This is a genomic window from Erythrobacter tepidarius (assembly GCF_002155695.1).
GTDB classification, from domain to species: Bacteria; Pseudomonadota; Alphaproteobacteria; order Sphingomonadales; family Sphingomonadaceae; genus Erythrobacter; species Erythrobacter tepidarius.
On sequence record NZ_MUYJ01000001.1, the window covers coordinates 323,102 to 349,314 of the forward strand.

23 protein-coding genes are annotated in these 26,213 nt (G+C 65.4%); 11 read left to right on the top strand and 12 right to left on the bottom strand.

Annotation, left to right across the window (positions count from 1 at the left end):
• Positions 1 to 31: 31 nt before the first annotated feature.
• Both glmU and BZF61_RS01555 read left to right on the top strand, forming a co-directional pair.
• A complete protein-coding gene (gene glmU, locus BZF61_RS01550; protein ID WP_086616850.1) occupies positions 32 to 1,402 on the top strand; it encodes a bifunctional UDP-N-acetylglucosamine diphosphorylase/glucosamine-1-phosphate N-acetyltransferase GlmU in 1,371 nt (456 codons plus the stop codon).
• Positions 1,399 to 1,674 (top strand): HNH endonuclease, encoded by a 276-nt coding sequence (locus BZF61_RS01555; RefSeq protein WP_086616851.1) that lies wholly within the window; start codon positions 1,399 to 1,401, stop codon positions 1,672 to 1,674. Before glmU ends, BZF61_RS01555 begins: the two co-directional genes overlap by 4 nt.
• A gap of 66 nt (positions 1,675 to 1,740) precedes the next feature.
• Here BZF61_RS01555 and BZF61_RS01560 read toward each other — a convergent pair whose 3' ends face one another.
• The 8 genes from BZF61_RS01560 to BZF61_RS01595 all read right to left on the bottom strand — a co-directional run bounded on the left by BZF61_RS01560 (position 1,741) and on the right by BZF61_RS01595 (position 11,320).
• Entirely contained in the window at positions 1,741 to 1,980 is a 240-nt protein-coding gene (locus BZF61_RS01560) for a DUF1153 domain-containing protein (RefSeq protein WP_086616852.1), read from the bottom strand.
• A 243-nt stretch (positions 1,981 to 2,223) separates the two neighbouring features.
• Positions 2,224 to 4,332, bottom strand: coding sequence for a prolyl oligopeptidase family serine peptidase (locus BZF61_RS01565; protein ID WP_342742770.1), 2,109 nt, complete (start codon positions 4,330 to 4,332; stop codon positions 2,224 to 2,226).
• A 166-nt stretch (positions 4,333 to 4,498) separates the two neighbouring features.
• Positions 4,499 to 4,756 carry an ATP synthase F1 subunit epsilon gene (locus BZF61_RS01570; protein WP_086616853.1) on the bottom strand — a complete coding sequence of 86 codons (258 nt, stop codon included), beginning with the start codon at positions 4,754 to 4,756 and terminating at the stop codon, positions 4,499 to 4,501.
• A 6-nt stretch (positions 4,757 to 4,762) separates the two neighbouring features.
• A complete protein-coding gene (gene atpD / locus BZF61_RS01575) occupies positions 4,763 to 6,217 on the bottom strand; it encodes a F0F1 ATP synthase subunit beta (RefSeq protein WP_086616854.1) in 1,455 nt (484 codons plus the stop codon).
• 54 nt (positions 6,218 to 6,271) lie between these two features.
• Entirely contained in the window at positions 6,272 to 7,141 is an 870-nt protein-coding gene (locus BZF61_RS01580) for a F0F1 ATP synthase subunit gamma (RefSeq protein ID WP_086616855.1), read from the bottom strand.
• 12 nt (positions 7,142 to 7,153) lie between these two features.
• Positions 7,154 to 8,683, bottom strand: coding sequence for a F0F1 ATP synthase subunit alpha (atpA, locus tag BZF61_RS01585; RefSeq protein ID WP_086616856.1), 1,530 nt, complete (start codon positions 8,681 to 8,683; stop codon positions 7,154 to 7,156).
• A 12-nt stretch (positions 8,684 to 8,695) separates the two neighbouring features.
• Positions 8,696 to 9,250, bottom strand: coding sequence for a F0F1 ATP synthase subunit delta (locus BZF61_RS01590; protein ID WP_086616857.1), 555 nt, complete (start codon positions 9,248 to 9,250; stop codon positions 8,696 to 8,698).
• Between the two features lie 471 nt (positions 9,251 to 9,721).
• Positions 9,722 to 11,320: a S1 family peptidase gene (locus BZF61_RS01595; protein WP_086616858.1), complete on the bottom strand. Its 1,599-nt coding sequence runs from the start codon at positions 11,318 to 11,320 to the stop codon at positions 9,722 to 9,724.
• A 67-nt stretch (positions 11,321 to 11,387) separates the two neighbouring features.
• Between BZF61_RS01595 and BZF61_RS01600 the strand changes: the two genes are divergently transcribed.
• A complete protein-coding gene (locus BZF61_RS01600; RefSeq protein ID WP_211276692.1) occupies positions 11,388 to 12,446 on the top strand; it encodes a bifunctional transcriptional activator/DNA repair enzyme AdaA in 1,059 nt (352 codons plus the stop codon).
• Positions 12,447 to 12,509: 63 nt separating this feature from the next.
• Here BZF61_RS01600 and BZF61_RS01605 read toward each other — a convergent pair whose 3' ends face one another.
• Genes BZF61_RS01605 through BZF61_RS01615 form a run of 3 tightly spaced genes read right to left on the bottom strand, consistent with a single transcriptional unit; the run spans position 12,510 to position 16,923 of the window.
• Positions 12,510 to 13,145 (bottom strand): glutathione S-transferase family protein, encoded by a 636-nt coding sequence (locus BZF61_RS01605; protein ID WP_086616859.1) that lies wholly within the window; start codon positions 13,143 to 13,145, stop codon positions 12,510 to 12,512.
• 14 nt (positions 13,146 to 13,159) lie between these two features.
• Complete coding sequence (locus BZF61_RS01610) at positions 13,160 to 14,722, bottom strand: cryptochrome/photolyase family protein (RefSeq protein ID WP_086616932.1); 1,563 nt, start codon at positions 14,720 to 14,722, stop codon at positions 13,160 to 13,162.
• Between the two features lie 35 nt (positions 14,723 to 14,757).
• The gene (locus tag BZF61_RS01615) at positions 14,758 to 16,923 is read right to left on the bottom strand and encodes a primosomal protein N' (RefSeq protein WP_086616860.1); all 2,166 of its coding nucleotides are present in this window, start codon (positions 16,921 to 16,923) and stop codon (positions 14,758 to 14,760) included.
• Between the two features lie 55 nt (positions 16,924 to 16,978).
• On the opposite strand from BZF61_RS01615, the gene BZF61_RS01620 reads away from it, so the two are divergent.
• The gene (locus tag BZF61_RS01620) at positions 16,979 to 17,677 is read left to right on the top strand and encodes a DUF4197 domain-containing protein (protein ID WP_086616861.1); all 699 of its coding nucleotides are present in this window, start codon (positions 16,979 to 16,981) and stop codon (positions 17,675 to 17,677) included.
• Here BZF61_RS01620 and BZF61_RS01625 read toward each other — a convergent pair.
• Positions 17,674 to 18,330: a DUF2490 domain-containing protein gene (locus tag BZF61_RS01625; protein WP_086616862.1), complete on the bottom strand. Its 657-nt coding sequence runs from the start codon at positions 18,328 to 18,330 to the stop codon at positions 17,674 to 17,676. The genes BZF61_RS01620 and BZF61_RS01625 overlap by 4 nt on opposite strands.
• A gap of 59 nt (positions 18,331 to 18,389) precedes the next feature.
• Here BZF61_RS01625 and fsa point away from each other — a divergent pair, with 59 nt between their 5' ends.
• The 7 genes from fsa (at position 18,390) to BZF61_RS01655 (ending at position 26,186) form a co-directional block, all read left to right on the top strand.
• Complete coding sequence (gene fsa / locus BZF61_RS01630; RefSeq protein WP_086616863.1) at positions 18,390 to 19,043, top strand: fructose-6-phosphate aldolase; 654 nt, start codon at positions 18,390 to 18,392, stop codon at positions 19,041 to 19,043.
• A gap of 69 nt (positions 19,044 to 19,112) precedes the next feature.
• On the top strand, positions 19,113 to 20,948 hold the full coding sequence (gene cobT / locus BZF61_RS01635) for a cobaltochelatase subunit CobT (protein WP_086616864.1): 1,836 nt from the start codon (positions 19,113 to 19,115) through the stop codon (positions 20,946 to 20,948).
• Complete coding sequence (locus tag BZF61_RS15735) at positions 20,945 to 21,106, top strand: hypothetical protein (RefSeq protein WP_158094044.1); 162 nt, start codon at positions 20,945 to 20,947, stop codon at positions 21,104 to 21,106. The genes cobT and BZF61_RS15735 overlap by 4 nt, the downstream gene beginning before the upstream one ends.
• Positions 21,107 to 21,225: 119 nt before the next feature.
• Positions 21,226 to 21,888, top strand: a complete 663-nt coding sequence (locus BZF61_RS01640; protein ID WP_086616865.1) for a nitroreductase — start codon at positions 21,226 to 21,228, stop codon at positions 21,886 to 21,888.
• A gap of 32 nt (positions 21,889 to 21,920) precedes the next feature.
• Positions 21,921 to 23,372, top strand: a complete 1,452-nt coding sequence (cysS, locus tag BZF61_RS01645; protein WP_086616866.1) for a cysteine--tRNA ligase — start codon at positions 21,921 to 21,923, stop codon at positions 23,370 to 23,372.
• Between the two features lie 48 nt (positions 23,373 to 23,420).
• Positions 23,421 to 24,359: a D-2-hydroxyacid dehydrogenase gene (locus tag BZF61_RS01650; RefSeq protein WP_086616867.1), complete on the top strand. Its 939-nt coding sequence runs from the start codon at positions 23,421 to 23,423 to the stop codon at positions 24,357 to 24,359.
• 168 nt (positions 24,360 to 24,527) lie between these two features.
• Positions 24,528 to 26,186 carry an acetolactate synthase large subunit gene (locus BZF61_RS01655; protein ID WP_086616933.1) on the top strand — a complete coding sequence of 553 codons (1,659 nt, stop codon included), beginning with the start codon at positions 24,528 to 24,530 and terminating at the stop codon, positions 26,184 to 26,186.
• Positions 26,187 to 26,213: the final 27 nt, after the last annotated feature.

The window sequence follows — 26,213 nt, forward strand, 5'->3', positions numbered from 1 at the left end:
GGCAGATGCGGCATCGCATAGAGGGTCCGATATGAACGACACCAGCCATCCCTTTGCCGCCATCATTCTTGCCGCCGGCAAGGGCACCCGCATGAAGAGCGACACCCATAAGGTGCTCCACAAGATTGCCGGCCGTCCGATGCTCGAACATCTGATGGCGAGCGTCGCGCAGCTCGGGCCGGAACGGCTCGCGGTCGTGGTCGGTGCGGGGCGTGAGCAGATCGAAGCCGCGGTGGCGACCCGCGCCGCCATCTGCCTGCAGGAACCCCAGCTCGGCACCGGCCATGCGGTGCAGCAGGCCGAGGCCGCGCTGGCAGAGTTCTCGGGCGATGTGCTCGTTCTCTACGGCGATGTGCCCTTCGTGAAGGCTTCGACCATGCGTGCGATGCTCGAACGGCTCCATGCACCCGATCGCCCCGCGGTCGTGGTGCTCGGTTTCGAGCCGACCGATCCGCTCGCCTATGGCCGCATCATCGCCGATGACGCGGGCACGATCATCAAGATGGTCGAATACAAGGATGCCGACCAGGGCGAGCGCGCCTGCCGCCTGTGCAATTCCGGCCTGCTGGCCGCACGCGCCGAGGATCTGTTCGCGCTGCTGCGCCGCGTCGGCAACGACAATGCCCAGGGCGAATACTATCTGCCCGACATCGTCAACATCGCGGTCGCCGATGGCTGCCCCTGCGCGGTGATCGTGGCGGACAGCGCGGACGAGGTGGCAGGCATCAACTCCCGTGCCGAGCTTGCCGCCGCGGAAGCCCGCTGGCAGGCGGCGCGACGGCTTCAGGCGATGGATGAAGGCGCAACCCTGATTGCCCCCGACACGGTGTTTTTCGCCTATGACACGGTGCTGGGCCGCGATGTCACGATCGAGCCCAACGTGTTCTTCGGCCCCGGTGTGATCGTCGCGGACAAGGTGCTGATCCGCGCCAACAGCCACATCGAGGGCGCAACCATCGGCACCGGCGTCAAGGTTGGCCCGTTTGCGCGCCTGCGCCCCGGCACGGTGCTGGAGGAAGGCAGCTTCATCGGCAATTTCGTTGAAGTGAAGAACGCGGTGATGGCGCCGGGAGCCAAGGCCAGCCACCTGACCTATCTGGGCGATGCCACCATCGGTGCCGGCGCGAATATCGGCGCGGGTACGATCACCTGCAATTACGATGGCTACTTCAAGTACAAGACCGTGATCGGCGAGCGCGCCTTCATCGGCTCGAACTCGGCGCTGGTCGCGCCGGTCACGATCGGTGCGGATGCGATCGTCGCGGCGGGCTCCACGGTCAGCCGCGATGTCGCCCCCGGAGAGCTGCGCATGGTGCGCGCCGAGCAGCTGGTGAAACCCGGCTGGGCCGACCGCTTCCACGACGCGATGAAGAAGAAGAAGGCGGCGGAGAAGAAGGGGTGAGCGAGGATCTCGCCCCGCTCACTTGCTGGCTGTGCGGCCGCACGCTGGGCAATATCGTCCAGTGGCATCACCCGGTTCCGAAATCCAAGAAAGGCAAGATCAAGGTGCCGGTGCACCCGATCTGTCACAAGACCATCCACGCCAACTTCACCAATAATGAACTGGCCCGGATCGGCGATGATGCGGGGGTGATCCGGGGCCACCCGGCGATCGCCAGATTCGTCAGCTGGATCGCGAACAAGCCCGCCGATTTCGATGCGCCGACGCGCTAGCACGCATCATGCGGAAAAGTGGGCACCGGTTTTCGGATCGACGTGATGCGGTAGCAGAAAGCGCGCTCAAGCCTCCTGTCGCGCCGCCTCGCCGCCGCCGGCGATGTAGTCGGCTTCCCACTGCTCAAACTCGCTGCGGCTCAGCAGGTAGCGTTTGCGCGCCTCGTGGAAGCTGATCGCCTGGTCGTGCACGGCGCGCACCACTTCGTCCTTGCGCGCCTTCGACCAGTGCACCCGATGATTGCGCGGCAGGTCATAGTAGCTCTTGATCGCATCGGCGATCGAAACATCTTTGGGATAAGCCATCGCTCGTGCTCCTCGTCATTCGTCACCGCCCCGATGAGCCAAGTCTTGACGGGCAGGCTTAACGAGTGGCTGCCGGGCGTGGTTAACCCGACGTTGACACCCTGCTGCGTGCCCCGCTTGCGACGAGCCGAGGGCAAAATGTCGGGATAATTGACACATGCCCGCGGTTACCTTTGTTATCTGACAAAAAAGGGCGACTCTCTTGTCGGAGCCGCCCCTTTCCTGCGCCTTGCGAGCGGCGGTCTATTCGCCGCCGCGCGCGTCCATCAGCCGCTGCATCAGATAAACGAACTGCAGCGCCTGGAGCTTGGCGCGCTGATCATTGTCGACCCCGCCCGAATGGCCGCCGGTGGTGTCCTCGAAGTAGTAATAGGGCTGACCAAGCTCCTTGAGCCGCGCCGCACCCTTGCGCGCGTGCGCCGGATGGGTGCGGTCGTCGGCGGTGGAGGCCCACAGGAAGGGCGCGGGGTAATCCACCCCCGGCACGATCTTCTGATAGGGCGAATAGCCCTCGATCCACTTGCGCTGTTCGGGGATGCGCGGATCGCCATATTCACCGATCCACGAGGCCCCGCGCCCGATCAGGTGATAGCGCAGCATGTCGAACAACGGGATCTGCACGATCGCCGCGCCGAACAGTTCGGGCCGCTGGGTGAAGGCCGTGCCGACCAGCAGCCCGCCTTGCGAGCCGCCCTGGATGCCGAGACGCCGGGGCGAAGTGAAGCCGCGCTTCACCAGATCCTCGGCCACGGCGATAAAGTCGTCCCAGGTGCGCTGCTTGTTCTCGCGGATCGCGCTCTGGTGCCACATCGGCCCGAATTCGCCGCCGCCGCGCAGGTTGGCGAGCACATAGGCGCCGCCCTTCTCGACCCACAGCTTGCCGGTCGAACCGAGATAGGCGGGCAGGCGCGGCACCTGAAAGCCGCCATAGCCGGTCAGCAGCGTGGCGGTGGAACCATCAGACTTCATCCCCTTGGGCTTGACGATGAAATAGGGGATCTTCGTCCCGTCCTTGCTTACCGCCTCGTGCTGTTCGACCACCATGCCGGCGGGATCGAAATAGGCCGGGCTGGTCTTGAGCACGGCAGGCGGGGCGGTGCCATCGGTGTAGTAGAGCATCGTTGGCTCAAGGAAGCCGGAGACGGTGAACATGATCTGATCGGTCTCGCTCGATGCGGCCGCGATGCCGAGTGTCGCCTTGCCGGGCAGCGGCACTTCACGGCTGCGCCACGCGCCATCCTCGAAGTTGAACTGGAGCACCTTGCCCACGACATTGTCGAGCAGCGCCACGTAAAGCGCGTTGGCCGTCACCGCGCCGCCCTGCTTGGTCTGGCGCGGGCCGGGGGCCCACACCAGCGTCTTTTTCGCGCCGTTGGGATCGGCCTTCCATTCTTCGAGATTGACGGCGATCAGGCTGTCGGCGGGGAAGGTCTGGCCGCCGGTGGTCCAGTCCTCGTCGATCGAGATCAGCAGGTGATCATCGACGATGCCGTACAGCCCGGCCTTCTTCGGAATGTCGAGCTGGAGCCACTTGCCATCCTTCCACACGTAATTGAGGCTCTCATGGAAGCTGATGCCCCGGAAGGCGGTGCGGGCGTGGATCGTGCCGGCATTGTCGCGCAGCAGGGTCGCCCCGGCCCACACGTCGTCCGGTTCGCCGCGGAAGATTTCTTCGGCATCCTCGATCCGCGTGCCGCGCTTCCAGACGCGGCTGGTGAAGGGATATTCGCTTTCGGTGAGCGTGCCTTCGCCGAAATCGCGGCCGACCAGCAGCGTATCCTCGTCGATCCACTGGATGCCGCCCTGGCTCTTCTGCTCGAGCACAAAGCCGCCTTCGACGAATTGCCTTGTCGCGGTGTCGAATTCGCGCATGATCGTGGCATCCTCGCCCCCGTCCGAGAGCGCGATCATGCACTTGTTCATCGCCGGGGGCAGGCAGGTCGAGCCCTGATAGACCCATTCCCTGCCTTCCGCCCTGGCCAGCGCATCGATGTCGAGAATGATCTCCCATTCGGGCTGGTCGGTGCGGTAGCTTTCCAGCGTGGTGCGCCGCAGCACACCCTTGGGGTTCGCCTTGTCCTGCCAGAAATTATAGAGGCCATCCGGGCGGAAGCTGACGAAGGGGATGCGATCATTGCTGTCGAAGATCGCCAGGGCTTCGGCCTTGAGCTGGGCATAGCGCGGATCGGCCTCGAAGGCGGCGAGCGTGCGTTCGTTCTCCTTGGCGACCCATTCGAGCGCCGCGGGGCTGCGGGCTTCCTCCAGCCAGATATAGGGATCCTGTTCGGGGCCGGGGACAGCGTCCGCCGGGGTTTCCTGCGCGGCTGCGCCGGTGGTGGAAGCCATGGTCATTGCGAGCGCCAGTGCGAAAGTGGAGACAAGTTTCAAGCGTCCTCTCCTTGGGGAAGTGCTGCGGCGTGTTGTGCCCAGCCAGCGGGGCAAAGGGAAGGGGATAGACGCAAAAAGGGGCGAGCCATCGGCCCGCCCCCGTTGTTCGTTCGTCGAATGAAGCGCCAGGCTATCCCTCGACGTGCTCCGCGAGCACGGTCAGACCCTTCTCGTTCACTTCGGCAAAGCCGCCGCGCACTTCGATCACCTCGGGCGCGGAGTTGGCTGTGGCATAGACCTGCACCGCGCCGTCGCGGATCGTGCTCATGAAGGGCGCGTGGCCCTCGAGCACGCCGAATTCGCCCTCGGTGCCGGGGACGACCACCATGTGGACGTCTTCCGAACGGACGAGCTTGGCCGGGGTGACGAGTTCGAAGTGGAGGGCCATGGTGCCTTACGCCTCTTCGGCCATCTTCTTGGCCTTCTCGACCGCCTGATCGATCCCGCCGACCATGTAGAAGGCCTGTTCGGGCAGGTGGTCGTATTCGCCGTCAACCAACGCCTTGAAGCTCTTCACCGTGTCTTCGATCTGCACGAACACGCCCGGGATGCCGGTGAAGACCTCGGCGACGTGGAAGGGCTGCGACAGGAACTTCTGGATCTTGCGCGCTCGGGCGACGGTGAGCTTGTCCTCTTCCGACAGCTCGTCCATCCCGAGGATCGCGATGATATCCTGCAGGCTCTTGTACTTCTGCAGGATCGCCTGAACGCGGCGGGCGGTGTCGTAGTGCTCCTGGCCGACGACGCGCGGTTCGAGCACGCGCGAGGTGGAATCCAGCGGGTCGACCGCCGGGTAGATGCCCAGCTCCGAAATCGCGCGCGAAAGCGTGGTGGTCGCGTCGAGGTGGGCGAAGCTGGTGGCGGGCGCGGGGTCGGTCAGGTCGTCCGCAGGCACGTAGATCGCCTGCACCGAGGTGATCGAGCCCTTGGTGGTCGAGGTGATGCGCTCTTGCAGCTTGCCCATGTCGGTCGCCAGGGTCGGCTGGTAGCCCACCGCCGAGGGAATGCGGCCGAGCAGCGCCGACACTTCCGAACCGGCCTGGGTGAAGCGGAAGATGTTATCGACGAAGAACAGCACGTCCTGACCTTCGACGTCGCGGAAATATTCCGCCATGGTCAGGCCCGACAGAGCGACGCGCGCGCGGGCGCCCGGGGGCTCGTTCATCTGGCCGAACACCAGCGCCACCTTGGAACCTTCCGAGATCGCATTGCCATCGGCGTCCTTGGCGATGACGCCCGCTTCGAGGAATTCGTGGTAGAGGTCGTTGCCCTCGCGGGTGCGTTCCCCCACGCCGGCGAAGACCGACACGCCGCCGTGGCCCTTGGCGATGTTGTTGATGAGCTCCTGGATCAGGACTGTCTTGCCGACGCCTGCGCCGCCGAACAGGCCGATCTTGCCACCCTTGGCGTAGGGGGCGAGCAGGTCGATCACCTTGATGCCGGTGACGAGGATGCTGGCCTCGGTCGACTGGTCGACGAAGGCCGGGGCCTCGGCGTGGATCGGGGCGGTCTGTTCGGCACCGATCGGTCCGCGTTCGTCGATCGCTTCACCGACGACGTTCATGATGCGCCCCAACACCTTGGGGCCGACCGGAACCGAGATCTGCGCGCCGGTGTTGATCACTTCGGCGCCGCGCACCAGGCCTTCGGTCGCGTCCATCGCGATGGTGCGCACGGTGTTTTCGCCAAGATGCTGGGCGACTTCGAGCACCAGCGTCTTGTCGCCGTTCTTGGTTTCGAGCGCGGTGAGAATTGGCGGCAGCTCGCCTTCGAACTGCACGTCGACGACGGCGCCGATCACTTGGCTGATGGTGCCGTTGGTGGTCTGGTTGAGAGCGGCGGTGGCCATTTTTCGTTCCTAGCCTTCGGTTAGAGCGCTTCTGCGCCCGCGTTTAAGTTGTTGCTACAGCGCTTCCGCGCCAGCAATGATTTCGATGAGTTCGGTGGTGATCGCGGCCTGGCGGCTGCGGTTGTACTGGATGGTGAGCTTCTGGATCAGCTCGCCCGCGTTGCGCGTGGCGTTGTCCATCGCGGTCATCGACGCGCCTTGTTCGGAGGCCTCACGCTCGAGCAGTGCGCCGAACAGCTGCGTGCGCACGTAACGCGGCAGCAACTCCTGAAGGATTTCCTCCTCGCCCGGCTCGTATTCGACCAAGGCCTCGCTCGCCGCGGCGTCGGCGGGCGAGGGGACGGGGATCAGCTGGGTGATGGTCGGTTCCTGCGCCAGCGCTGTCTTGAAGGTCGGGAAGATCAGATGCGCGACATCGAACTTGCCGGCGTCGAACAGCGCGATCAGCTCATCGGCCATGGCCTCGGCCTCGGCAAAGCCCGGGGCCTTGACCGTGCTGGTGTCGAAGCCAGCACCGATCAGCTTCGGGAACTCGCGCCTGAGCGGCGCGCGGCCCTTTTTGCCGACGAGGTAGAACTCGACGGCCTTGCCTTGCGCCAGCAGCGCGTGCGCCTTGGCCTTGGCGGCCTTGACGAGGTTCGCGTTCAAGCCGCCGCACAGGCCCTTGTCGGTGTTGACCACGACAAGCAGATGGCGCTGATCCGAGCCGGTGCCGGCCAGCAGCTTGGGTGCGTTATCGCCGGCGACCTTGCTCGCGAGGCTGGCCATCACCGCCGCAAGGCGCGTGGCATAGGGCCGCGCTGCTTCCGCCGCGCTCTGCGCGCGGCGCAGCTTGGCCGCCGCGACCATCTGCTTGGCCTTGGTGATCTTCTGGGTCGATTTGACCGAGTTGATCCGGCCTTTGAGTTCCTTGAGTGAGGCCACGTCGGGGTGTCCTTACGCGAACTGCTTGGCGAAAGCTTCGAGCGCAGCCTTGGTCTTCTCCGCGACTTCGCCCTCGAACTTCTTCGAGGTGCGGATCTCGGCCAGCACGTCAGCGTGTTCGCGGCGCATGTAGTCAAGCATCTGGCTCTCGTAATCGTTGACGCGCTCGACCGGGATCGGATCGAGGAAGCCGTTGGTGCCGGCGAAGATCGACACGGTCTGCTCTTCGAAGGGCATCGGGCTGAACTGTTTCTGCTTCAGCAGCTCGGTCAGACGCGCACCGCGGTTGAGCAGCTTTTGCGTCGCGGCGTCGAGGTCCGAGCCGAACTGGGCGAAGGCCGCCATTTCGCGGTATTGCGCAAGGTCGAGCTTCATCGAGCCAGAAACCTTCTTCATCGCCTTGGTCTGGGCGGCACCACCGACGCGGCTCACCGACAGGCCGACGTTGATGGCCGGACGGATACCCTGGTAGAACAGGCCGGTTTCGAGGAAGATCTGGCCATCGGTGATCGAGATCACGTTGGTCGGAATATAGGCCGACACGTCGCCGGCCTGGGTCTCGATGATCGGCAGCGCGGTGAGCGAACCATGCCCGTTTTCCGCGTTCATCTTGGCCGCGCGCTCGAGCAGGCGGCTGTGGAGATAGAACACGTCGCCGGGATAGGCTTCGCGGCCCGGAGGACGACGCAGCAGCAGCGACATCTGGCGATAGGCCACGGCCTGCTTGGACAGGTCGTCATAGACGATCAGCGCGTGCATGCCATTGTCGCGGAAATACTCGCCCATCGCGCAACCCGTGTAGGGTGCGAGGTACTGGAGCGGCGCAGGCTCCGACGCGGTCGCGGCAACCACGATCGAATATTCCATCGCGCCGTTTTCTTCGAGCTGCTTGACGATCTGGGCGACGGTCGAGCGCTTCTGACCGACCGCGACATAGACGCAGTAGAGCTTCTTCGTCTCGTCGTCCCCCGCGTTGGCTTCCTTCTGGTTGATGAAGGTGTCGATCGCGACCGCGGTCTTGCCGGTCTGGCGGTCACCGATGATCAGCTCGCGCTGGCCGCGTCCGATGGGCACGAGGGCGTCGATCGCCTTGAGCCCGGTCTGGACCGGCTCGGAGACGGATTCGCGCGGGATGATGCCCGGCGCCTTCACTTCGACGCGGCTGCGCTTTTCGGCGACGATCGGACCCTTGCCGTCGATCGGGTTGCCGAGCGCATCGACCACGCGGCCGAGCAGGCCCTTGCCGACCGGCACGTCCACGATCGTGCCGGTGCGCTTGACCACGTCACCTTCCCTGATCTCGTTATCCGAGCCGAAGATCACGACACCCACATTGTCGGCTTCGAGGTTCAAGGCCATGCCTTGCACCCCGTTGGCGAATTCCACCATCTCGCCGGCCTGCACCTTGTCGAGCCCGTGGATGCGGGCGATCCCGTCACCCACCGACAGCACGGTGCCGGTTTCGCTGATTTCGGCATCGGTGCCGAAATTGGCGATCTGGTCCTTGATGACCTTCGAGATTTCTGCGGCGCGGATTTCCATTTTTCGTGTCCTTTAAGCCTGCATGGCTTTGGCGAGCGAGTTGAGACGGGTGCGGATCGAGGCATCGATGCGCTGCGATCCGATGGTGACAACGAGGCCGCCCAGCAGTTCGGGGTCGACCGCGGCGGTAAGCATGACGGTGCGGCCTTCGCGCGCGGTCAGCTTCTTCTTGAGCGCGGCCAGCTGGGTGGCCGACAGCGGGTGGGCGCTGGTGACCGTGGCCGAAACCTCGCCGCGCTGGGCAGCAGCGATGGCCCTGAAGGCGGAAATGATCGCCGGTAGCCGCGCCAGACGGCGATTGGCCGCGAGCACGCCGAGGAAATTGGCGGTGAGCGGGGAAAGTTTGAGCGTCTTGGCGAGGGCGGCCATCGCCTTGCCCTGCGCGTCGCGCGAAAGCTCGGGATTGGTGGTGAGCGCCACCAGATCGGCCGATTCGTCGAGGGCAGCCGCGAGCGTTTCGAGATCGCTCTCGACCGCGGTCACCGTGCCGTTCTCGCTGGCGAGTTCGAACAGGGCCGAAGCATAGCGTCCAGCAAGGCTGGCCTTGATACCGGCGGAGATATCCACGCGCGTGCAGTCCTCTTGCGAAGCTTCGATAAAAAGTTGCTTGGGCCTCGGGAATGGGGGATGCGTGAGGAGCACCCCGCAAGGCTGGCGCGCGCCTAGCAACAGATTCGCGTTCCTGCAACCCGGCGCGCGGGATTCTCTGGACTGGGCCTCGCTTGATTGGCCAAAGGGAGGAGGCGGGCCTGCCATTGATGCCGATGTCTGTGCGCTGCGGGGTCGGGATCGCGAGGCCAATCGCTGGCGTCCTGCGGCCATGCCGCGCTGGCGGCGATCGGGCTGGCGCTCTGCGAATACGCGGTGGCGATGTTGCGCCAGCAGGACTTGGCGCCTGAGGAGCACATCGCCTTCGCGCAGGATTGGGGCGGGATTGATTTCGACAACGACTTCCCGCGCAATCCGCGTTGGCCGGAAGTCGCGGAGGTTGCCAAGGCGCCCAACCGACCGCCAAGTTCGGCGGGCCTGGCATACCGATCATTCCTGCGGCCTGATCCCGGCGATCGGCTCGTTTCCGGTCGCCCGCGTGATGCCGCTCTTGGCCCGGCAATCATAGACCAGCCGCTCGTTCGGAGCCTCGGGCAGCAGCGCGATGATCGCGGATTGCTGCTCGTCGAGCCTGCGCCCGGCATCGCTCACTCCGCACGCCGGCGGGGAATATTGCCCGCGAGCCTCCAGCACCTTGCCCATCGCCTCCTGGCCCAGCAGGTAGCGGTCGGTTCGGAAGGTGCGGGTGGCGGGATCATAGTGGTTGACCGCGACCGCTGCCTCGTCCTCCAGTACCAGCACCCGGCTCCATTCACCTCCAGCGGAGAGTCCGTATTGGGTGCGGGTGTTGACGCAGCCATCTGCGGCCCAGTCGAAGGCGACATCATCGGTGCGCGCGGTGGTGACGCGGCTGCGCTCCGGCACGAGCGTGCAGATCAGCGGCCCTTCGACGGCCGTGTCGCTGCCCGGCACGGCGTTGCCAAGGCTGTCGTGTCGGCCGAGCGCGGCGGCGAGCTTTTCCTCGATCGCCGCGAGACCGGGGCGGGTGAACCACAGGCTCAGCGCTCCGATCAGGGCGAGCACCGCGCAGCCGGCGGCCACGGCGGCGCGCTTGCGGGTGTCGGGATGGCGCTGCCATGCCAGCGCCGCATAGCCGCTGCCGATCGCCGCCAGCAGCGCAAGGAGCGCTAGCGCCATCGCGTTCTCGCGGCGCTCGATCACCTCCATCTGCGCGGCCAGCCGCGCCTGTTCGCGTGCCTCGCCATCGGCCCGCGCGCGAATCGCCAGCCGCTCGCGCGCGGCGGCCTGTTCGGCCTCGAGCCTCTGGCGCTCCGCGGCGTTCAATTCGGCGATCGAGCGGCAGGGCAGGGCGTTGACCACCGGTTCCACCCCGTTCGCCTTCAGGAACGGCAGCAATTCGCGCAAGCTGACCGCGAAGTAGAACTCGCCGTCACCGCTTTCGGCATCGGCGCTGAAGGAATTGACCCCGATCACCCGCCCGCACGGATCGAGCAGCGGCCCGCCCGAATTGCCGCGCGCGATGGGGGCGGTGTGAAGGATCGTGTCGAACTGCCGCGAGGGCCGCTCGCCCGACAGGAAGCCGCGTGATTTGACCGTCGGCTGTGGCTGGAAAATATCTTCTATATCAAGGCCCTGCGCCAGATCGACATTCATCGGATAGCCCACCGCAGAAACCTCGCTGCCGGTGCCGCCCGCGCCGGACGCGAGCGCCAGCGGCGGCAGGCGCAGCGAGCCCTTGGCGATTTCGAGCAGCGCCAGATCGTTGCGCGGGGAGATCGCGATCACCCGGGCAAAGGCCCCGCTTTTGCCTTCGGACGGGACAATGCCGATTCGCAGCGTATCGTCCTGGCTCGCCTCGCTCACCACATGCGCATTGGTGACGATCCGCGTGGGGCTGACGGCAAAGCCGGTGCCATGGCTGACGGGGACGGGCTGGCCGCCCTCCTCGCCGATCAGCAATACCCGCACCACGCCGCGCGCGGCGGCGTCGATATCGGCCGGGTCGGCCGCCGCGGGCGAGGCGAGGAGGGCAAGAAGCAGGGCAAGCGCACCGAAAAGCCGGGTCATTGGGCGCTTATAGCCGCTTTTGCGCCCGGCGCGAGATTGAACGCAAGACTTGGGGGTGCGGCAGAGGATGGGCTGTGGCACAGTGTTTCACGTGAAACATTTGGAGAACATATCTGACGAGGCGCGCTGGCAGGCGGTGCAGGACAAGGACCGCAGGTTCGACGGGGCCTTCGTTACCGGCGTCCATTCGACCGGAATCTATTGCCGCCCGTCCTGTCCGGCACGACTGCCGCTGCGGAAGAACGTGCGCTTTTATTCCAGCCCGGCCGAGGCCGAAGCGGCAGGGTTAAGGCCTTGTAAACGCTGCTCTCCTTGTGCGCAGAGCGCCGAGGAGGCGTGCGTGCTCGCCGCATTGCAAGCGATCCGCAGCGGGGAGGCAACGACCCTCGCACAACTCTCCCGCCTGACCGGCTACACGCCCACCCACTTCCAGCGCCTGTTCAAGCGCATGGTCGGAATCTCGCCCGCTGCCTATGCCCGGGCGTGCCGCGAACGGCGCGTGCAAGAAGCGTTGATGAGCGGGCAAGGGGTGGGCGATGCTCTGACAATGGCGGGCTATGCCGGGGCACGGCAATTCTATCACGAGACGAAAGGCAGGCTGGGCATGAAGCCGGGCGAATGGCGCAAGGGCGGAGCGGGCAAGCTGATCCATTGGGCGGTGCTGGGGACTTCGCTTGGGGATATGCTGGTCGCCGCGACCGACAAGGGGGTGTGCTGTCTGGCGTTCGGAGAGGGCGAGGCCGAATTGCGGGCACGTTTCCCAAAGGCCGAGCTTGTCCCGGCGGGCGAGGATTTTCGCGCGCTGTTCGCGCAGGTCGTGGCCGCGGTCGAACAGCCGGGGCCGGGCAATGCTGCGATCCCGCTCGACGTCCACGGCACCGCGTTCCAGCAGCGGGTATGGGAGGAGTTGCGCCGCATCCCGCATGGTGAGACGCGCAGCTATGGCGAACTCGCGGCGGCGCTCGGCAACCCCAAGGCCAGCCGCGCAGTTGGCGGGGCGAACGGGGCGAACAATGTCGCGGTGCTGATCCCGTGCCACCGCGTGATCGCGGCTGACGGGACGCTGGGGGGCTATGCCTATGGGCTGGCGATCAAGGCGGAGTTGCTGAAACGCGAAAGGCTCTGACGGCGGCTTTGGCCCAACCCGGCTGCTTGTTCAGACGGGCATTCCGGCAGCCGCGCGCGATCCTCAATCCAGCTTCGGCGGCATCCCCGGTTCGCACTTTGCCATCGCGCGCTGATAGGCCGGACGCTCGCCAATGCGCTTGAGGTAGGCCTTGAGGTTGGGCAGGTGGTCGATGCTCATCCCGCTCATCGCGCGGCTGGTGGTGAGCTGGAAGCCCATCATGATGTCCGCTGTGGTCAGCTGCGATCCGCCGAAATAGTCTGCCTCGCCCAGCCGCTTTTCGACGATGGCCCAGCCCTTCTGCACCCGGTCGGCGACGAAGGGGGGCAGCTCGGCTGCACCCATGAACTGCGCCACCAGCGCCATCATGCCGTTGGTCATGAAGGTCGCGTTGGCCCAGTGGTAGAAGAACAGATGGTCCGCGAAGTCGGGGTGGTCCGGGCCGAGCACGAGCGGCGTGTCGGGCGCATACTTGGCCACGATGTAGTCGATGATCGCCCCGCTTTCGCCCAGCACGAAGTCGCCGTCGGTGATGACGGGGGCAATGCCCATCGGGTGGAGCGCCTTGTATTCGTCGGGCGCGAGGCGGTTGTCCTCGCGGCGATTGTAGAGCTTGAGATCATAGTCCAGCCCCAGCTCCTCGGCGAGCCAGACGATTCGTTCGGATTGCGACAGGCGCAGGTGGTGGATGGTCAGCATTTCGGGTCCTCTCTCTATTCGTTTCGGGCCCATCCTTCACGCGCCGGCTCCAGACTGTCGAGAAATTTCTCGGCGCTGTCCAGATATTCGCGCTGCCTGGCCGCGCCCATCCTGTCCCAGGTGGCATAGATGCGCCCGATGCGGTGGTTGCCTTCGAGGCGGCTACGGTTCCTCGCCATGAAATGCCAGTAGAGCGGATTGAAGGGGCAGGCGTTCGGCCCGGTCTTCTGGCTGACCTTGTAACGGCACCTGCCGCAGTAATCGCTCATCTTGTTGATGTAGTTGCCGGAGGCCGCATAGGGCTTGGTCGCCAGCCTGCCGCCGTCGGCATAGAGCACCATGCCCGCGACATTGGGCAACTCCACCCATTCAAAGGCGTCGGCATAGACCGCGAGATACCAGTCGGCGACCGCTTGCGGATCGATCCCGGCGATCAGGCAGAAATTGCCGAGCACCATCAGCCGCTGGATGTGATGCGCGTGGGCATCCTCGCGGGTGGTGCGGATGCAGTCGGCAAGGCAGCGCATGTCGGTTGCGCCGGTCCAGAAGAATTCGGGCAGGGGCCGGTGGGCGGCGAGTTCGTTGGCTTTGGCCAGCCCCGGCATCTGGTGCCAGTAGAACCCGCGCACATATTCGCGCCAGCCGATGATCTGGCGGATGAAGCCCTCGACCGAATTGAGCGGCGCGCGGCCTGCGCGGTATTCGGCCTCGGCGCGGCGGCACAGTTCGAGCGGATCGAGCAGCCCGATATTGAGGCTGGTCGAGAGCAGCGAATGATAGAGATCGTCCTGCCCCGCGACCATCGCGTCCTGATAGGGGCCGAACAGCGCGAGGCGGCGGGCGAAAAAGGCCTCGGCGGCCTCCAGCGCCTCGGCGCGGGTGACGGGCCAGCCGAAAGGTTCGAGGTCCCCGAAGTGGTCGCCGAAGCGTTGGCCGACCAGCGCGATGACCTCCTGTGTGATGACATCGGGGGCGAACTTGGGGGCGAGGGGCGCCCTCAGGCCCGCCTTGGGCGGCGCGCGGTTTTCGGCGTCATAGTTCCAAGCGCCACCTTCGGGCTTGCCGTCAGGGCGCATCAGCAGCCCCGTCTTGCGCCGCATCTCGCGGTAGAAATGCTCCATCGTCAGATGCTTGCGGCCCTCGGCAAAGCGGCGGAAATCGGCGTGACTGGCAATGAAGCGCGTGTCGGGCAGGATTCTGACGGGACAGGCGAAGCGGCCCTCCCATTCGAGCATGGCCTCATGCACCCGCCATTCGCCGCTTTCGGTGACGCGGATTTCGCTCGGCCCGTGGCGTTCCACCGCGCGGGCGACTTCGCCGGTGAAGCTGCCGGTGTTGTCGGAATCGTCGAGCGGGACGTAATCGACTCGCCAGCCTTCGCTGCGAAGCGCCTCAGCGAAGTGGCGCATGGCCGACAAGACAAGCACGATCTTCTGCTTGTGGTGCTTTACGTAAGTCGCCTCGTCCCCCACCTCCATCATCAGGATGACGGCATCCTTCCGCGAGAGGCCGGCAAGGCTGGAGAGATTGCGCGAGAGCTGATCACCGAGGATCGGCACGAGAACGGGAGAGGTCATGGGGGCCATACGCGCCCGGCCCGGCTTTGGTTTCGTCAGACGAAGGAATAGGGGTCGATATCGATCCCCACGCGCACCCCCGGCGCGAATTGCACACCGCCGATCCAGTCGCGCAGCATCGCCTGGAGGTTCGCGCTGCGCCGCGCGTTCACCAGAAAGCGATAGCGATAGCGCCCGCGCAGCAGCGCCAGCGGGGCAGGGGCGGGGCCGAGGATCTGCACGTCGGCAAGCCGGGGCCGCACATCGCCTAGCCGCGTGGCCGCCTCGCGCGCTTCCTTCTCGTCTTCAGAGGAGAGGATGATCGCCGCCCAGCGCCCGAACGGGGGCGCGCCGGCATCGCGCCGGGCTGCGGTTTCGGCGGCGTAGAAGCCGTCGCGGTCGCCGCTCGCCAATGCGGCGATCACCGGCGCATCGGGGTGGCGGGTCTGGATCAGCACCTCGCCCGGCTTGGCCCCGCGCCCCGCACGGCCGGCGACCTGGGCGATCTGGCTGAAGGTGCGCTCGCCCGCGCGCAGATCGCCGCCTTCGAGGCCCAGATCGGCATCGACCACGCCCACCAGCGTGAGGTCGGGGAAGTGGAAGCCTTTGGTGACGAGCTGCGTGCCGATGATGATGTCGATCGCCTTGCCTTGCGCCATGGCGATAAATTCGGCGGCGCGTTCGGGGGTGTTGAGCGTGTCTGACGTCGCCAGTGCGATCCGCGCCGCGGGGAACAGCTCGCGCACTTCATCGGCGATGCGTTCGACACCCGGCCCGCAGGCGACGAGGCAGTCGCTCTCGCCGCATTCGGGGCAGGCCTCGGGCACCCTGGTCTCGAACCCGCAATGGTGGCAGGCGAGGCGCGCTGACAGGCGGTGCTCGACCAGCCAGGCGCTGCATGACGGGCATTTGAAGCGGTGCCCGCAATTGCGGCACAGCGTCAGCGGGGCATAGCCGCGGCGGTTCAAGAACAGCAGCGCTTGCTCACCCTTGTCCAGCCGGTCGCGCAGGGCATCGATCAGCGGTCTGGCGAGCCAGCGGCCGCTGCCCGGCTTTTCTTGCGTCAGGTTGACGAGCCGCACGCTCGGCAGGCTCGCGCCGCCGAAACGGGCGGGCAGATCGAGCTTCTCGTACACCCCTTGCGCGGCCATGTGCAGGCTTTCCAGCGCCGGGGTGGCGCTGGCGAGGATCACCGGCACGCTTTCGAACCGCGCCCGCATCACCGCCACGTCGCGGGCGTTGTAGCGCACCCCGTCATCCTGCTTGAAGCTCACCTCGTGTGCCTCGTCGACCACGATCAGCCCGAGATCGGCATAGGGCAGGAACAGCGCCGACCGCGCACCGACCACCACCTGTGCGCTTCCATCGGCAATCGCCCGCCAGGCGCGGCGGCGCGCGGTCGATCTGAGCGAGGAATGCCACAGCACCGGGGCCGCGCCGAAGCGGGCGGCGAAGCGTGCGAGAAAGTTCTCGGTCAGCGCGATTTCGGGGAGCAGGACGAGCACCTGCTTGCCGCTCCGGACCGCTTCGGCGACCGGTTCGAAATAGGTCTCGGTCTTGCCCGATCCGGTAACCCCGTCGAGCAGGAAGGGCGCGAAGGCGCGCGCCTGCACCGCCGCCACCAGCCTTCCGGCAACGGCGGCCTGCCCCGGCGAAAGGTCGGGCGGGGCAAAGTCCGGATCAGCGCGATCATAGGGCCGGTCGATGTTGACCCTCACCGGCTCGATTACCCCCTGATGCACCAGCCCGCGCAGTACCCCTTGCGAGACCCCGGCGAGCCCGGCCAGCTCGCGCATCGTGCCCTGTTCGCCCTCCAGCGCTGCGATCGCGGCGCGGCGCTGGGCGGTCATGCGTTCAGGCGTGCCGCCCGAGAGGCGGTATTCGGTCATCGTCGCGGGCCCGCCCAGCGCGCCGCCGCTGGCGAGCGCCATCCGCGCCACGCTGGCGAGCGGGGCGCAGTAGTAATCGGCAGTCCATTCGATCAGCCGCCGCAAGGGGGCCGGCAGCGGCGGGACCGGCACCACCTCGAGGATCGGACGCAGGCGTTCAAAGGCGATGGCTTCGCCCGGCAGGCGGCCCTTGTCCCACACGATTCCCGTCACTTTGCGCGGGCCGAGCGGCGCCACCACCACGCTCCCCGCAGGCGCGCTCATGCCTTCGGGCAGGCGGTAGTCGAGCGGGCCTAGGGCAGCATTGAGGACAAGGAGGCGGACCCGGTTCATCGTGCAGCTATATGGAGAGCGGCATCAGTATCGGGCAAGCATGGAGAACCTGCCAATGACCGAGATTCTTGGGCCGCGCGCGTCGCGTCGCGCCCTTCTGGCCGGGATTGCCGCCGCGGGCGCGCTGGTGGTGCTGCCGGGGTGCGCCAGCACTGGCCCGGCCTTCACCATGGAGGAGGCGGTGCGCCGGATGCTGCTGCTCGCGTCCGAAAACGCCTTCGCCCGTCTGACCGAACCCGGCGGTTTCTGGGACGAACAGGTCGCCCGCATCGGCCTCGACCGGTTCCTCGGCGCGCGGGGCAACACCCTGTCGCGCATCCTCACCTCGCAAATGTTCAAGGACCGGCTGGAGGAACGCTTCGCCAGTTTCGCGATCACGGCAAGCTTCCGCGCCGCGCCGGTGGTGACCGACGCGATCCGGGTGATCGGGTTCGAGAACGCTGACGATCTGGTGCGCGGCGGGCCTTCGGCGGCGAGCGCCTTCCTGCGCGGCGAACTCGGCACCGCGCTGGTCGATGCGATGGTGCCCGAACTGGGTGAGGCGATCCGGCTGGCCGAAGACCCGCTGGTGGGCGAGGCGCTGGGCGCGCTCACCGGGGTCAAGGTCGGCGAGGTCGCAGCGCGCATCGGGCGCGAGGTCGATGATGCGATCTGGGGCGAAATCGCGCGCGAGGAAGCGGCGATCCGCGCCAATCCGCAACGCACCCGCGATCCGGTGCTGATCGCGGTGTTCGGCGGGCTGGGGCGGGTCTAGAAGCGGTAAGTCACCACCGCCTGCGGGATGTGGCTCAGCCGTTCGGGTTGCTTGCCGCGCGGGAAGGACACCAGCCAGTAAATTGCCCCGACATCGAACCGTTTGTTGACGCGGTGGGTCAGCGCCGCCTGAAACCGCCACTGCTCGGTCGATCGGCCCTTGTCTGCGCGCCGCGATTGCATGATGCCGAACCATTCCACCCCGGCGCTGGCACGCCAGTTTTCGGCCAGAGGCTGAATATAAGCGACGCGCTGGCGCAGCCGCAGCTCCATCCGGTCCGCGCCATCGAAGAAGCGCTGCTCCAGCCGGGTCCGCGCCTCGATCCGGCCGATCGTGAAGGTGGCTTGCTGATGCGTGCGGATTTCGCTGAGCCCGGCGGTTTCAAGCAGCATGATCCCGCCGCCGATCCGGGTGTTGTCGGCGACCTGCTGCTCCACCGTCACCCGGATGCTCTGCTGGTCATCGCCTACCTTGTCATCGCGGCGCCAGCGCTGGGTCGCATCGAGCGTCAGGGTGGTGCCTTTGCTAATTTTGCCGGTGGCAATGGCGTTGAGCCAGAATTGCGTGTCTTCTTCACCCGCCCGTGCCGTGGACGGTTGCCAAGCGGCGAGCATGGCGGCAAGCAGCGCCAGAACGCGAAAGGTGTGGTTCATGCCTCGCGCCCCCTTCCTGCGCGCGATCGCGCCGCTACACCGAGTGTGAGGAGACACAAGTGAAATTCTTCGTCGACACCGCCGAAATCGAGCCGATTCGCGAACTCGCCGCCACCGGCCTGCTCGATGGGGTCACCACCAACCCCTCGCTGATCGCCAAGTCGGGGCGGGATTTCATCGAGGTGACGAAGGAAATCTGCGCGATTGTCGACGGGCCGGTCAGTGCAGAGGTGGTGGCGCTCGATCACGAAACGATGATGAAAGAGGCCGAAATTCTCAGGAAAATCGCGGACAATGTCTGCATCAAGGTGCCGCTGACGGTCGATGGTCTCAAGACCTGCAAGGCGCTCACCGGCGATGGCACCATGGTCAATGTGACGCTGTGCTTTTCTGCCAATCAGGCGCTGCTGGCGGCCAAGGCGGGGGCGACCTTCATTTCGCCCTTCGTCGGGCGGCATGACGACAACGGCTTCGACGGGATCGACCTGATCGAGGACATCCGCCTGATCTACGACAATTATGATTTCGCCACCGAAATTCTGGTGGCGAGCGTGCGCCATACCAACCACGTGCTGCAAGCCGCCAGGATCGGCGCCGATGTGATGACCGCGCCGCCTGCGGTGATCCATGCGCTGTTCAAGCACGTGCTGACCGACAAGGGCATCGAGGGCTTCCTCGCCGACTGGGCCAAGACCGGGCAGAGCATCCTGTGATGCCGCGCCCGCGCGCCTGATGCTTTTGCGGCTATCGCGCTTTGATTTTGTTGTGATAGCAAACGGACAATGGCTGATCAGTCCCCGCTCGATCTGTTCAAGCACGCGCTCACCGGAGCGAGCCGGGCGATTGCCCGCGATCCCGAGGTCGAGGTCGCCTGGAGCGCCGATGTGCCGGGGGCGGCGGGCAACCGTTTCCGCGTGCCGCTGCCCGGGCGTGACCTGCCGGCAGAGCAAGTGCGCGAGGCGCGCGGCTTTGCCGACAGTTTTGCGCTCAAGCTGCGCCACCACAATCCCGCGCTCCATGCCCGCAGCGCCCCGCCCGAACCCATCGCGCGGGCCTGCTATGACGCGATCGAGCAGGTGCGCTACGAAGCGCTGGGGGCCAACCGCTTCGGCGGGATGAAGGCCAATCTCGATGCCGCGACCGAGCTGCGCACCGCCTCGGACAAGATCGTGCGCGCGCAGAATTCCTCCGAAGTGCCGCTCCAGACCGCGCTGGCGCTGCTGGTGCGCGAGGCGCTGACCGGCGAGCCGGTGCCGGTCAAGGCGCAGGGCGGAATCGAGCTGGTGCGCGATTTCCTCGAGGAGAAGGTCGGCGGCGATTTCGCCGCACTGGCCGAATCAATCGCCGATCAGGAAGCCTTCCAGAAACGCGCGCTCGACATGCTGCGCGAGCTCGATCTCACCCGGCCCACGGATGCGCCAGAGAACGGCGAATCCGACGAGCCTGACGCCGAGGACAACCCCGACGACAGCGAGGGCGAAGACGAGAACCAGGGCGAAGGCGATCCGCAGAGCGCGGAAATGGCCGGCGACATGGCCGAAGGCGAGGGCGAGGGGCAGGAATCCTCCGACACCCAGACCGACAGCGAGATGGCCGATGGCGAACCGGGCGAGGATGGCGATGCCGCCAATGCCCCCGTGCGCCCCAATCGTCCGCAGGGGGAAATCCCGGCGAGTGTCGATTACAAGGCCTACACCACCCGCTTCGACGAGGAAGTCGCCGCGTCTGACCTGTGCGATGACGAGGAATTGGATCGGCTGCGCGCCTATCTCGATAGCCAGCTGACGGGGCTTCAGGGCGTGGTGACGCGCCTTGCCAACCGCTTGCAGCGCCGGTTGATGGCGCAGCAGAACCGCAGCTGGGATTTCGATCAGGAAGAAGGCGTATTGGACGCAGCGCGCCTTGCCCGGGTGATCATCTCGCCCGGCACCGCCTTGAGCTACAAGGTCGAACGCGACGTCGAGTTCAAGGATACGGTCGTCACCTTGCTGATCGACAATTCCGGCTCGATGCGCGGGCGGCCGATCTCCATCGCCGCGATCAGCGCCGATATTCTGGCGCGCACGCTCGAACGCTGCGGGGTCAAGACCGAGATTTTGGGCTTCACCACCCGCGCGTGGAAGGGCGGGCAAAGCCGCGAGGCGTGGCTCGCCGATGGCAAGCCGCCAAACCCCGGCCGCCTGAACGATCTGCGCCATATCATCTACAAGCAGGCTGACGAGCCTTGGCGCCGCGCGCGCCGCAATCTCGGGCTGATGATGCGCGAGGGGCTGCTGAAAGAGAACATCGACGGCGAGGCGCTGATCTGGGCGCACAGCCGCCTTCTCGCCCGCCCCGAGGAACGCCGTATCCTTATGGTGATATCTGACGGCGCGCCGGTGGACGATTCGACACTGAGCGTGAACAGCGCCGGTTACCTTGAGGCGCACCTGCGTTCTGTGATCGAATGGATCGAGAAGGTCTCGCCCGTCCAGCTCGTCGCCATCGGCATCGGCCACGATGTCACGCGCTACTATCGCCGTGCGGTGACGATCATGGACGTCGAACAGCTCGGCGGCACGATCATGGAGCAGCTTGCCGAACTGTTCGAGGATGAAAAGGGCGTGAAGAGACGGTGATTGAAGGCGAAGGCTTGCTGCTCGGCCTCGGCGTCATGCTCGTCGCCGGGTCGCTCGGGGCGATTATTCGGCCGGACAAACTGGCAAAGCAATCTCGCCGCAACCGCGATTCCCGCTTGCGCGAGCTCGATGCTGGGCCACCCGAAGCATTTTTTTGAAGAACGCTGCAAACTGGAAGTCTACACGCCGCGCTTAAACCCCAATCATCAAACGCTGCGATGGTTTGGAGTGGCCGGATTTTCTTTGCGGATCATGTGTATTTTAGGGGCCTGAACTGATGAATGTCACCGAAGCCGTCACCACCCGCCGTTCCATCCGCCAGTTTCTCGACAAGCCGGTGCCTTTCGAGGTGATCCGCCGCGTGATGGACAAGGCACGCTGGGCGCCTTCGGGGTGCAATTACCAGCCGTGGCAGGCGACCATACTCACCGGCCAGCCGCTCGCCGATTTCCGTAGCAAGATTGTCGGCAAGCCGATGGGCCAGCTCGAATATTCATGGGACGCGCCTGCCGCGCACGAGGAATACAAGGAACGCCTCAACGGCATTTCAAAAGGCATGTTTGAAGCGCTCGGGATTGCGCGAGATGATAGCGCGGGCCGGATGGCGGCGATGGCGCGCAATGTCACCAGCTTCGATGCCCCCTGCCTGCTCTTGTGCTATTTCCCCAGGTTCATGCTGGAGCCGCAGTGGTCGGACACCGGCATGTGGCTGCAAACCATCGCACTGCTGCTGCGCGAGGAAGGGTTGGATTCTTGCTTTCAGGAATTCATGGCCTTCTATGCCAAGGAAATTCGCGACTTCCTCGGCCTCGACCATGACAGCACCATGTTCTTTTGTGGCATGGCGATCGGCTACCGTGACCCCGATGCCCCGGTGAACAATTTCGCGCGCGAACGCGTGCCGCTGGAGCAGCAGGTCAAGTTCCTCGGCTGGGATTGACCCACGCGGCATCCGCAAGCAAAGCGCGAGGCATGACCGATGCGCCGCTCAAGCTGTTCAATTCGCTCACCCGCTCGCTCGAGGTGTTCGAGCCTGTCCACGCCGGAGAGGCGCGCGTCTATACCTGCGGGCCGACGGTGTATAACTACCCGCATATCGGCAATATGCGCGCCTATGTGTTTGCCGATGTGCTGGGGCGCACCTTAAGCTGGAAGGGCTACAAGCTCACCCACGTCATCAACATCACCGATGTCGGCCACCTCACCGACGATGCCGACGCGGGCGAGGACAAGATGGAGAAGATGGCTGCGGAAAAAGCGCAGTCGATCTGGGACATCGCCGAGCATTACAAACAGGCCTATTGGGCGGACGTGAGGGCGCTCAACATCCGCCAGCCGGCGCAGTGGACGGTCGCGACCGATTACGTCCCGCAGATGATCGAATTTGCCAAAGGCATCGCGGACAAGCACTGCTACGAGCTGGAGAGCGGGCTCTATTTCGATGTCTCTACCGTTGCCGATTACGGGCGGTTGGCGCGTGCGAACACCGAGGAAGGCGAGGGACGGATCGAGGCGGTCGAGGGCAAGCGCAACCCGGCCGACTTCGCGATCTGGCGCAAGACCCCGCCGGGCGAGAAGCGCCAGATGGAATGGGATTCGCCCTGGGGCCGCGGCGCGCCGGGCTGGCACCTCGAATGCTCGGTGATGTCAGGTGCGGTGCTGGGCTTCCCGTTCGACATCCACACCGGCGGGATCGACCACCGCGAAATTCACCATCCCAATGAAATCGCGCAAAACCAGGCGCATTGCTGCACCAATGGCCTCGATGATCCGAAGAATTCGGGCGCGAAGATCTGGATGCACAACAATTTTTTGGTGGAACGCTCGGGGAAGATGTCGAAATCCTCGGGCGAGTTCCTGCGGCTGCAATTGCTGATCGACAAGGGCTACCACCCGCTCGCCTATCGGCTGATGTGCTTGCAGGCGCATTACCGCAGCGAGCTGGAGTTCAGCTGGGAAGGCCTCGCCGCGGCGCTGACACGGCTGAAGCGGATGGTGATGGCGGTCGGTGCGCTGGCCGATGTGTCGTCTCAACCCGAGGTCGTGCATCCCAAGTTCGCGCCCGCGCTGGCAAAGTTCGATGAGGCGATGGCGGATGATCTCAACACGCCCATTGCCCTCACAGCGCTGGAAGAGGCGCTCGCGGTCAAGAACGTCGCGCCGGGGATCAAGCGCGCGGTGATCGAGGACATGGATGCGGTGCTGGGTCTCGACCTGTTCAACCTCACCCGCACCGCCCTGCGCATTCGCCCGAGGTCAGCCACCATTACCGAAGCCGAAATCGAAGATGCGCTCGCCCGGCGCAAGCAAGCGCGCACGGCCAAGGATTTTGCCGCCGCGGACGCGATCCGCGATGAACTCTCAGCCCGGGGCGTTGAGGTGATGGACGGGGATCCGCTCGGGTGGGAGTGGCGGCTCACCTGATTGGTCGGATTGCTTCGCTTCCGGCGCGATGACGATGAAAGAGAGACCATGACCATCCTCGCCATTTCCGGCCTCATCCGACCGATGCTCGAACCCCGCCTGCCCGAGGGCCTTGATGTGCGCTGGTTCATGTCTGCCGAAGAGGCGCTCGCCGCGGTGGCCGAGGCTGAGATCGGCTGGTTCGACATGAACGACAAGGAGGCGATGGCCCAAACCCTGCGCGCGGCAAAGAAGCTTAAATGGCTCAACTCGATTTATGCCGGGCTCGATTTCCTGCCGATGGACGTGCTGATCGAGCGTGGCATTACCGTGACCAACGGGGCGGGGATCAACGCGATCACCATCGCCGAATATGTCGTGATGGGGATGCTCACCATCGCCAAGGGCTATCGCGAGGTCGTGCGCGCGCAGGACCGCCGCGAATGGCTGTTCGATTCGCCCGGCAAGCGCGAACTGGCAGGCTCGAAGGCGCTGCTCTTGGGCTATGGTGCGATCGGCAGGCTGATCAAGCCGCGGCTTGAAGCCTTCGATGTCGAGGTCAGCGTCGTGCGCCGTTCGGGCGGCGAGGGCACCTTGCGGCCCGACGAATGGCGCGCCCGGCTTGGCGCGTTCGACTGGGTGATCCTGGCCGTTCCCGCCACGCCCGAGACCGAAGGCATGATCGGGGCGGCAGAGCTGGCGGCGATGAAGTCCGACGCCGTCATCGTCAACATCGCGCGCGGCAGCGTGATCGACCAGCCGGCGCTGGTCGAGGCATTGGCGGACAAGCGGATCGGCGGGGCCTTCCTCGATGTCACCACGCCCGAACCGCTCCCCGCCGATCATCCGCTGTGGTCGTTGCCCAACGCGCACATAACGATGCACCTTTCGGGCCGCGCGCAGGACAAGATGTTCCAGCGATCCGGCGAGCGGTTCCTCGAAAACTTGCGCAGGTATCTGCGCGGAGAGCCGGTCGCGCCGGTGTTCGATCCGCGGCGCGGATACTGAACCGACCGCGCCGTTTGGTGGATTGGCGCTTTTCTGCAATACTGTCTGAGGGCCTTGCGCCATCACGGCGCGGCCATGGTGCTGGGCTATCCGCAAGGGGGCGGGTGGCCAGCGGCTGGCGGCGGCGCGCCTGCGCGTCCAGAAGGCAGTTGGGGGGAATTGCGCGACATGAGCCACACCAAGAAAGCGTCTGACGTGTTTGTCGAATGTCTCGAAGCGGAAGGCTGCGAGTATATTTTCGGCGTCCCGGGGGAAGAAAACCTCGATTTGCTCGACTCGCTCAGCCGGTCGAAACAGATCAAGCTGATCCTCACCCGGCACGAACAGGGCGCAGGCTTCATGGCCGCGACCTATGGCCGCCATACCGGCAAGACCGGCGTGTGCCTCGCCACGCTCGGGCCGGGCGCGACCAATTTCGTGACATCGGCGGCCTATGCCCAGCTTGGCGGGATGCCGGTGCTGATGATCACCGGCCAGAAGCCGATCAAGAAATCCAAGCAGGGCCGATTCCAGATCGTCGACATCGTTTCGCTGATGAAGCCGATCACCAAATATGCGATCCAGATCGCCGCCGGCGATAACATTCCCAGCCGCGTGCGCGAGGCCTATCGCCTTGCCGAGGAGGAAAAGCCCGGCGCCACCTTGATCGAACTGCCCGAGGATATCGCGGAAGAAGCCACCACCAACTGGAAGCCGCTGCCCAAGAGCATCGCGCGCCGTCCCAGCGCCGAGCCCAAGGCCGTGCGTGCCGCGGTCAAGGCGATCGAGAACGCCAAGAACCCGGTGCTCGTCATCGGCGCAGGCGCGAACCGCAAGCTGTGCGGGCGGATGCTTGAACAATTCGTCGAAAAAACCGGGATTCCCTTCCTCACCACCCAGATGGGCAAGGGGGTGATCGACGAGCGGCACCCCAAGTTCATCGGCTGCGCGGCGCTGTCGGCCGGGGATTTCGTCCATCGCGCGGTCGAAGCGGCGGACTGCATCATCAATGTCGGCCACGACGTGATCGAAAAGCCGCCCTTCTTCATGCAGGACAATGGCGTGACCGTGATCCACGTCTCGACCCGCACGGCAGAAGTCGATCCGGTCTATTTCCCGCAGATCGAGGTGATCGGCGATATCGCCAACGCTATCTGGCAGATGAAGGAAGACATCAGCCCCAACCGCAGCTGGGATTTCAGCCACATGCTGGCCTATCACCAGGCCGAGGTCGAACATACCAGCAAGCTTGCCGCCGATACCCGCTTTCCGATCTTCCCGCCGCACCTTGTCCAGCAGGTGCGCGACGCAATGCCCCACGACGGGATCATCTGCCTCGACAACGGGGTGTATAAAATCTGGTTCGCGCGCGGCTACACCGCCTACCTCCCCAACACCGTCCTGCTCGACAATGCGCTCGCGACGATGGGCGCGGGCCTGCCGAGCGCGATGATGAGCGCGATGCTCTACCCGGAGCGCAAGGTAATGGCGATCTGCGGCGATGGCGGGTTCATGATGAACAGCCAGGAGATGGAGACCGCGGTGCGCCTCGGGCTCAACCTCACCGTGCTGATCCTGCGCGATGATGCCTACGGGATGATTCGCTGGAAGCAGGCCAATATGGGGTTTGCCGATTTCGGGCTGACCTATGGCAATCCGGACTATGTCAAATATGCCGAAAGCTACGGCGCGATCGGCCACCGGGTGAGCTCGTCCGATCACCTGCGCGAACTGCTCGCCCACTGCCGCGACACGCCGGGAGTGCATCTGATCGACTGCCCGGTGGATTACAGCGAGAACGACCAGATCCTGAACAAGGACATCAAGCGGCTTTCGAGGGAGTTGTGATCGCCGGTCAGGGAAAGGACATGTGTC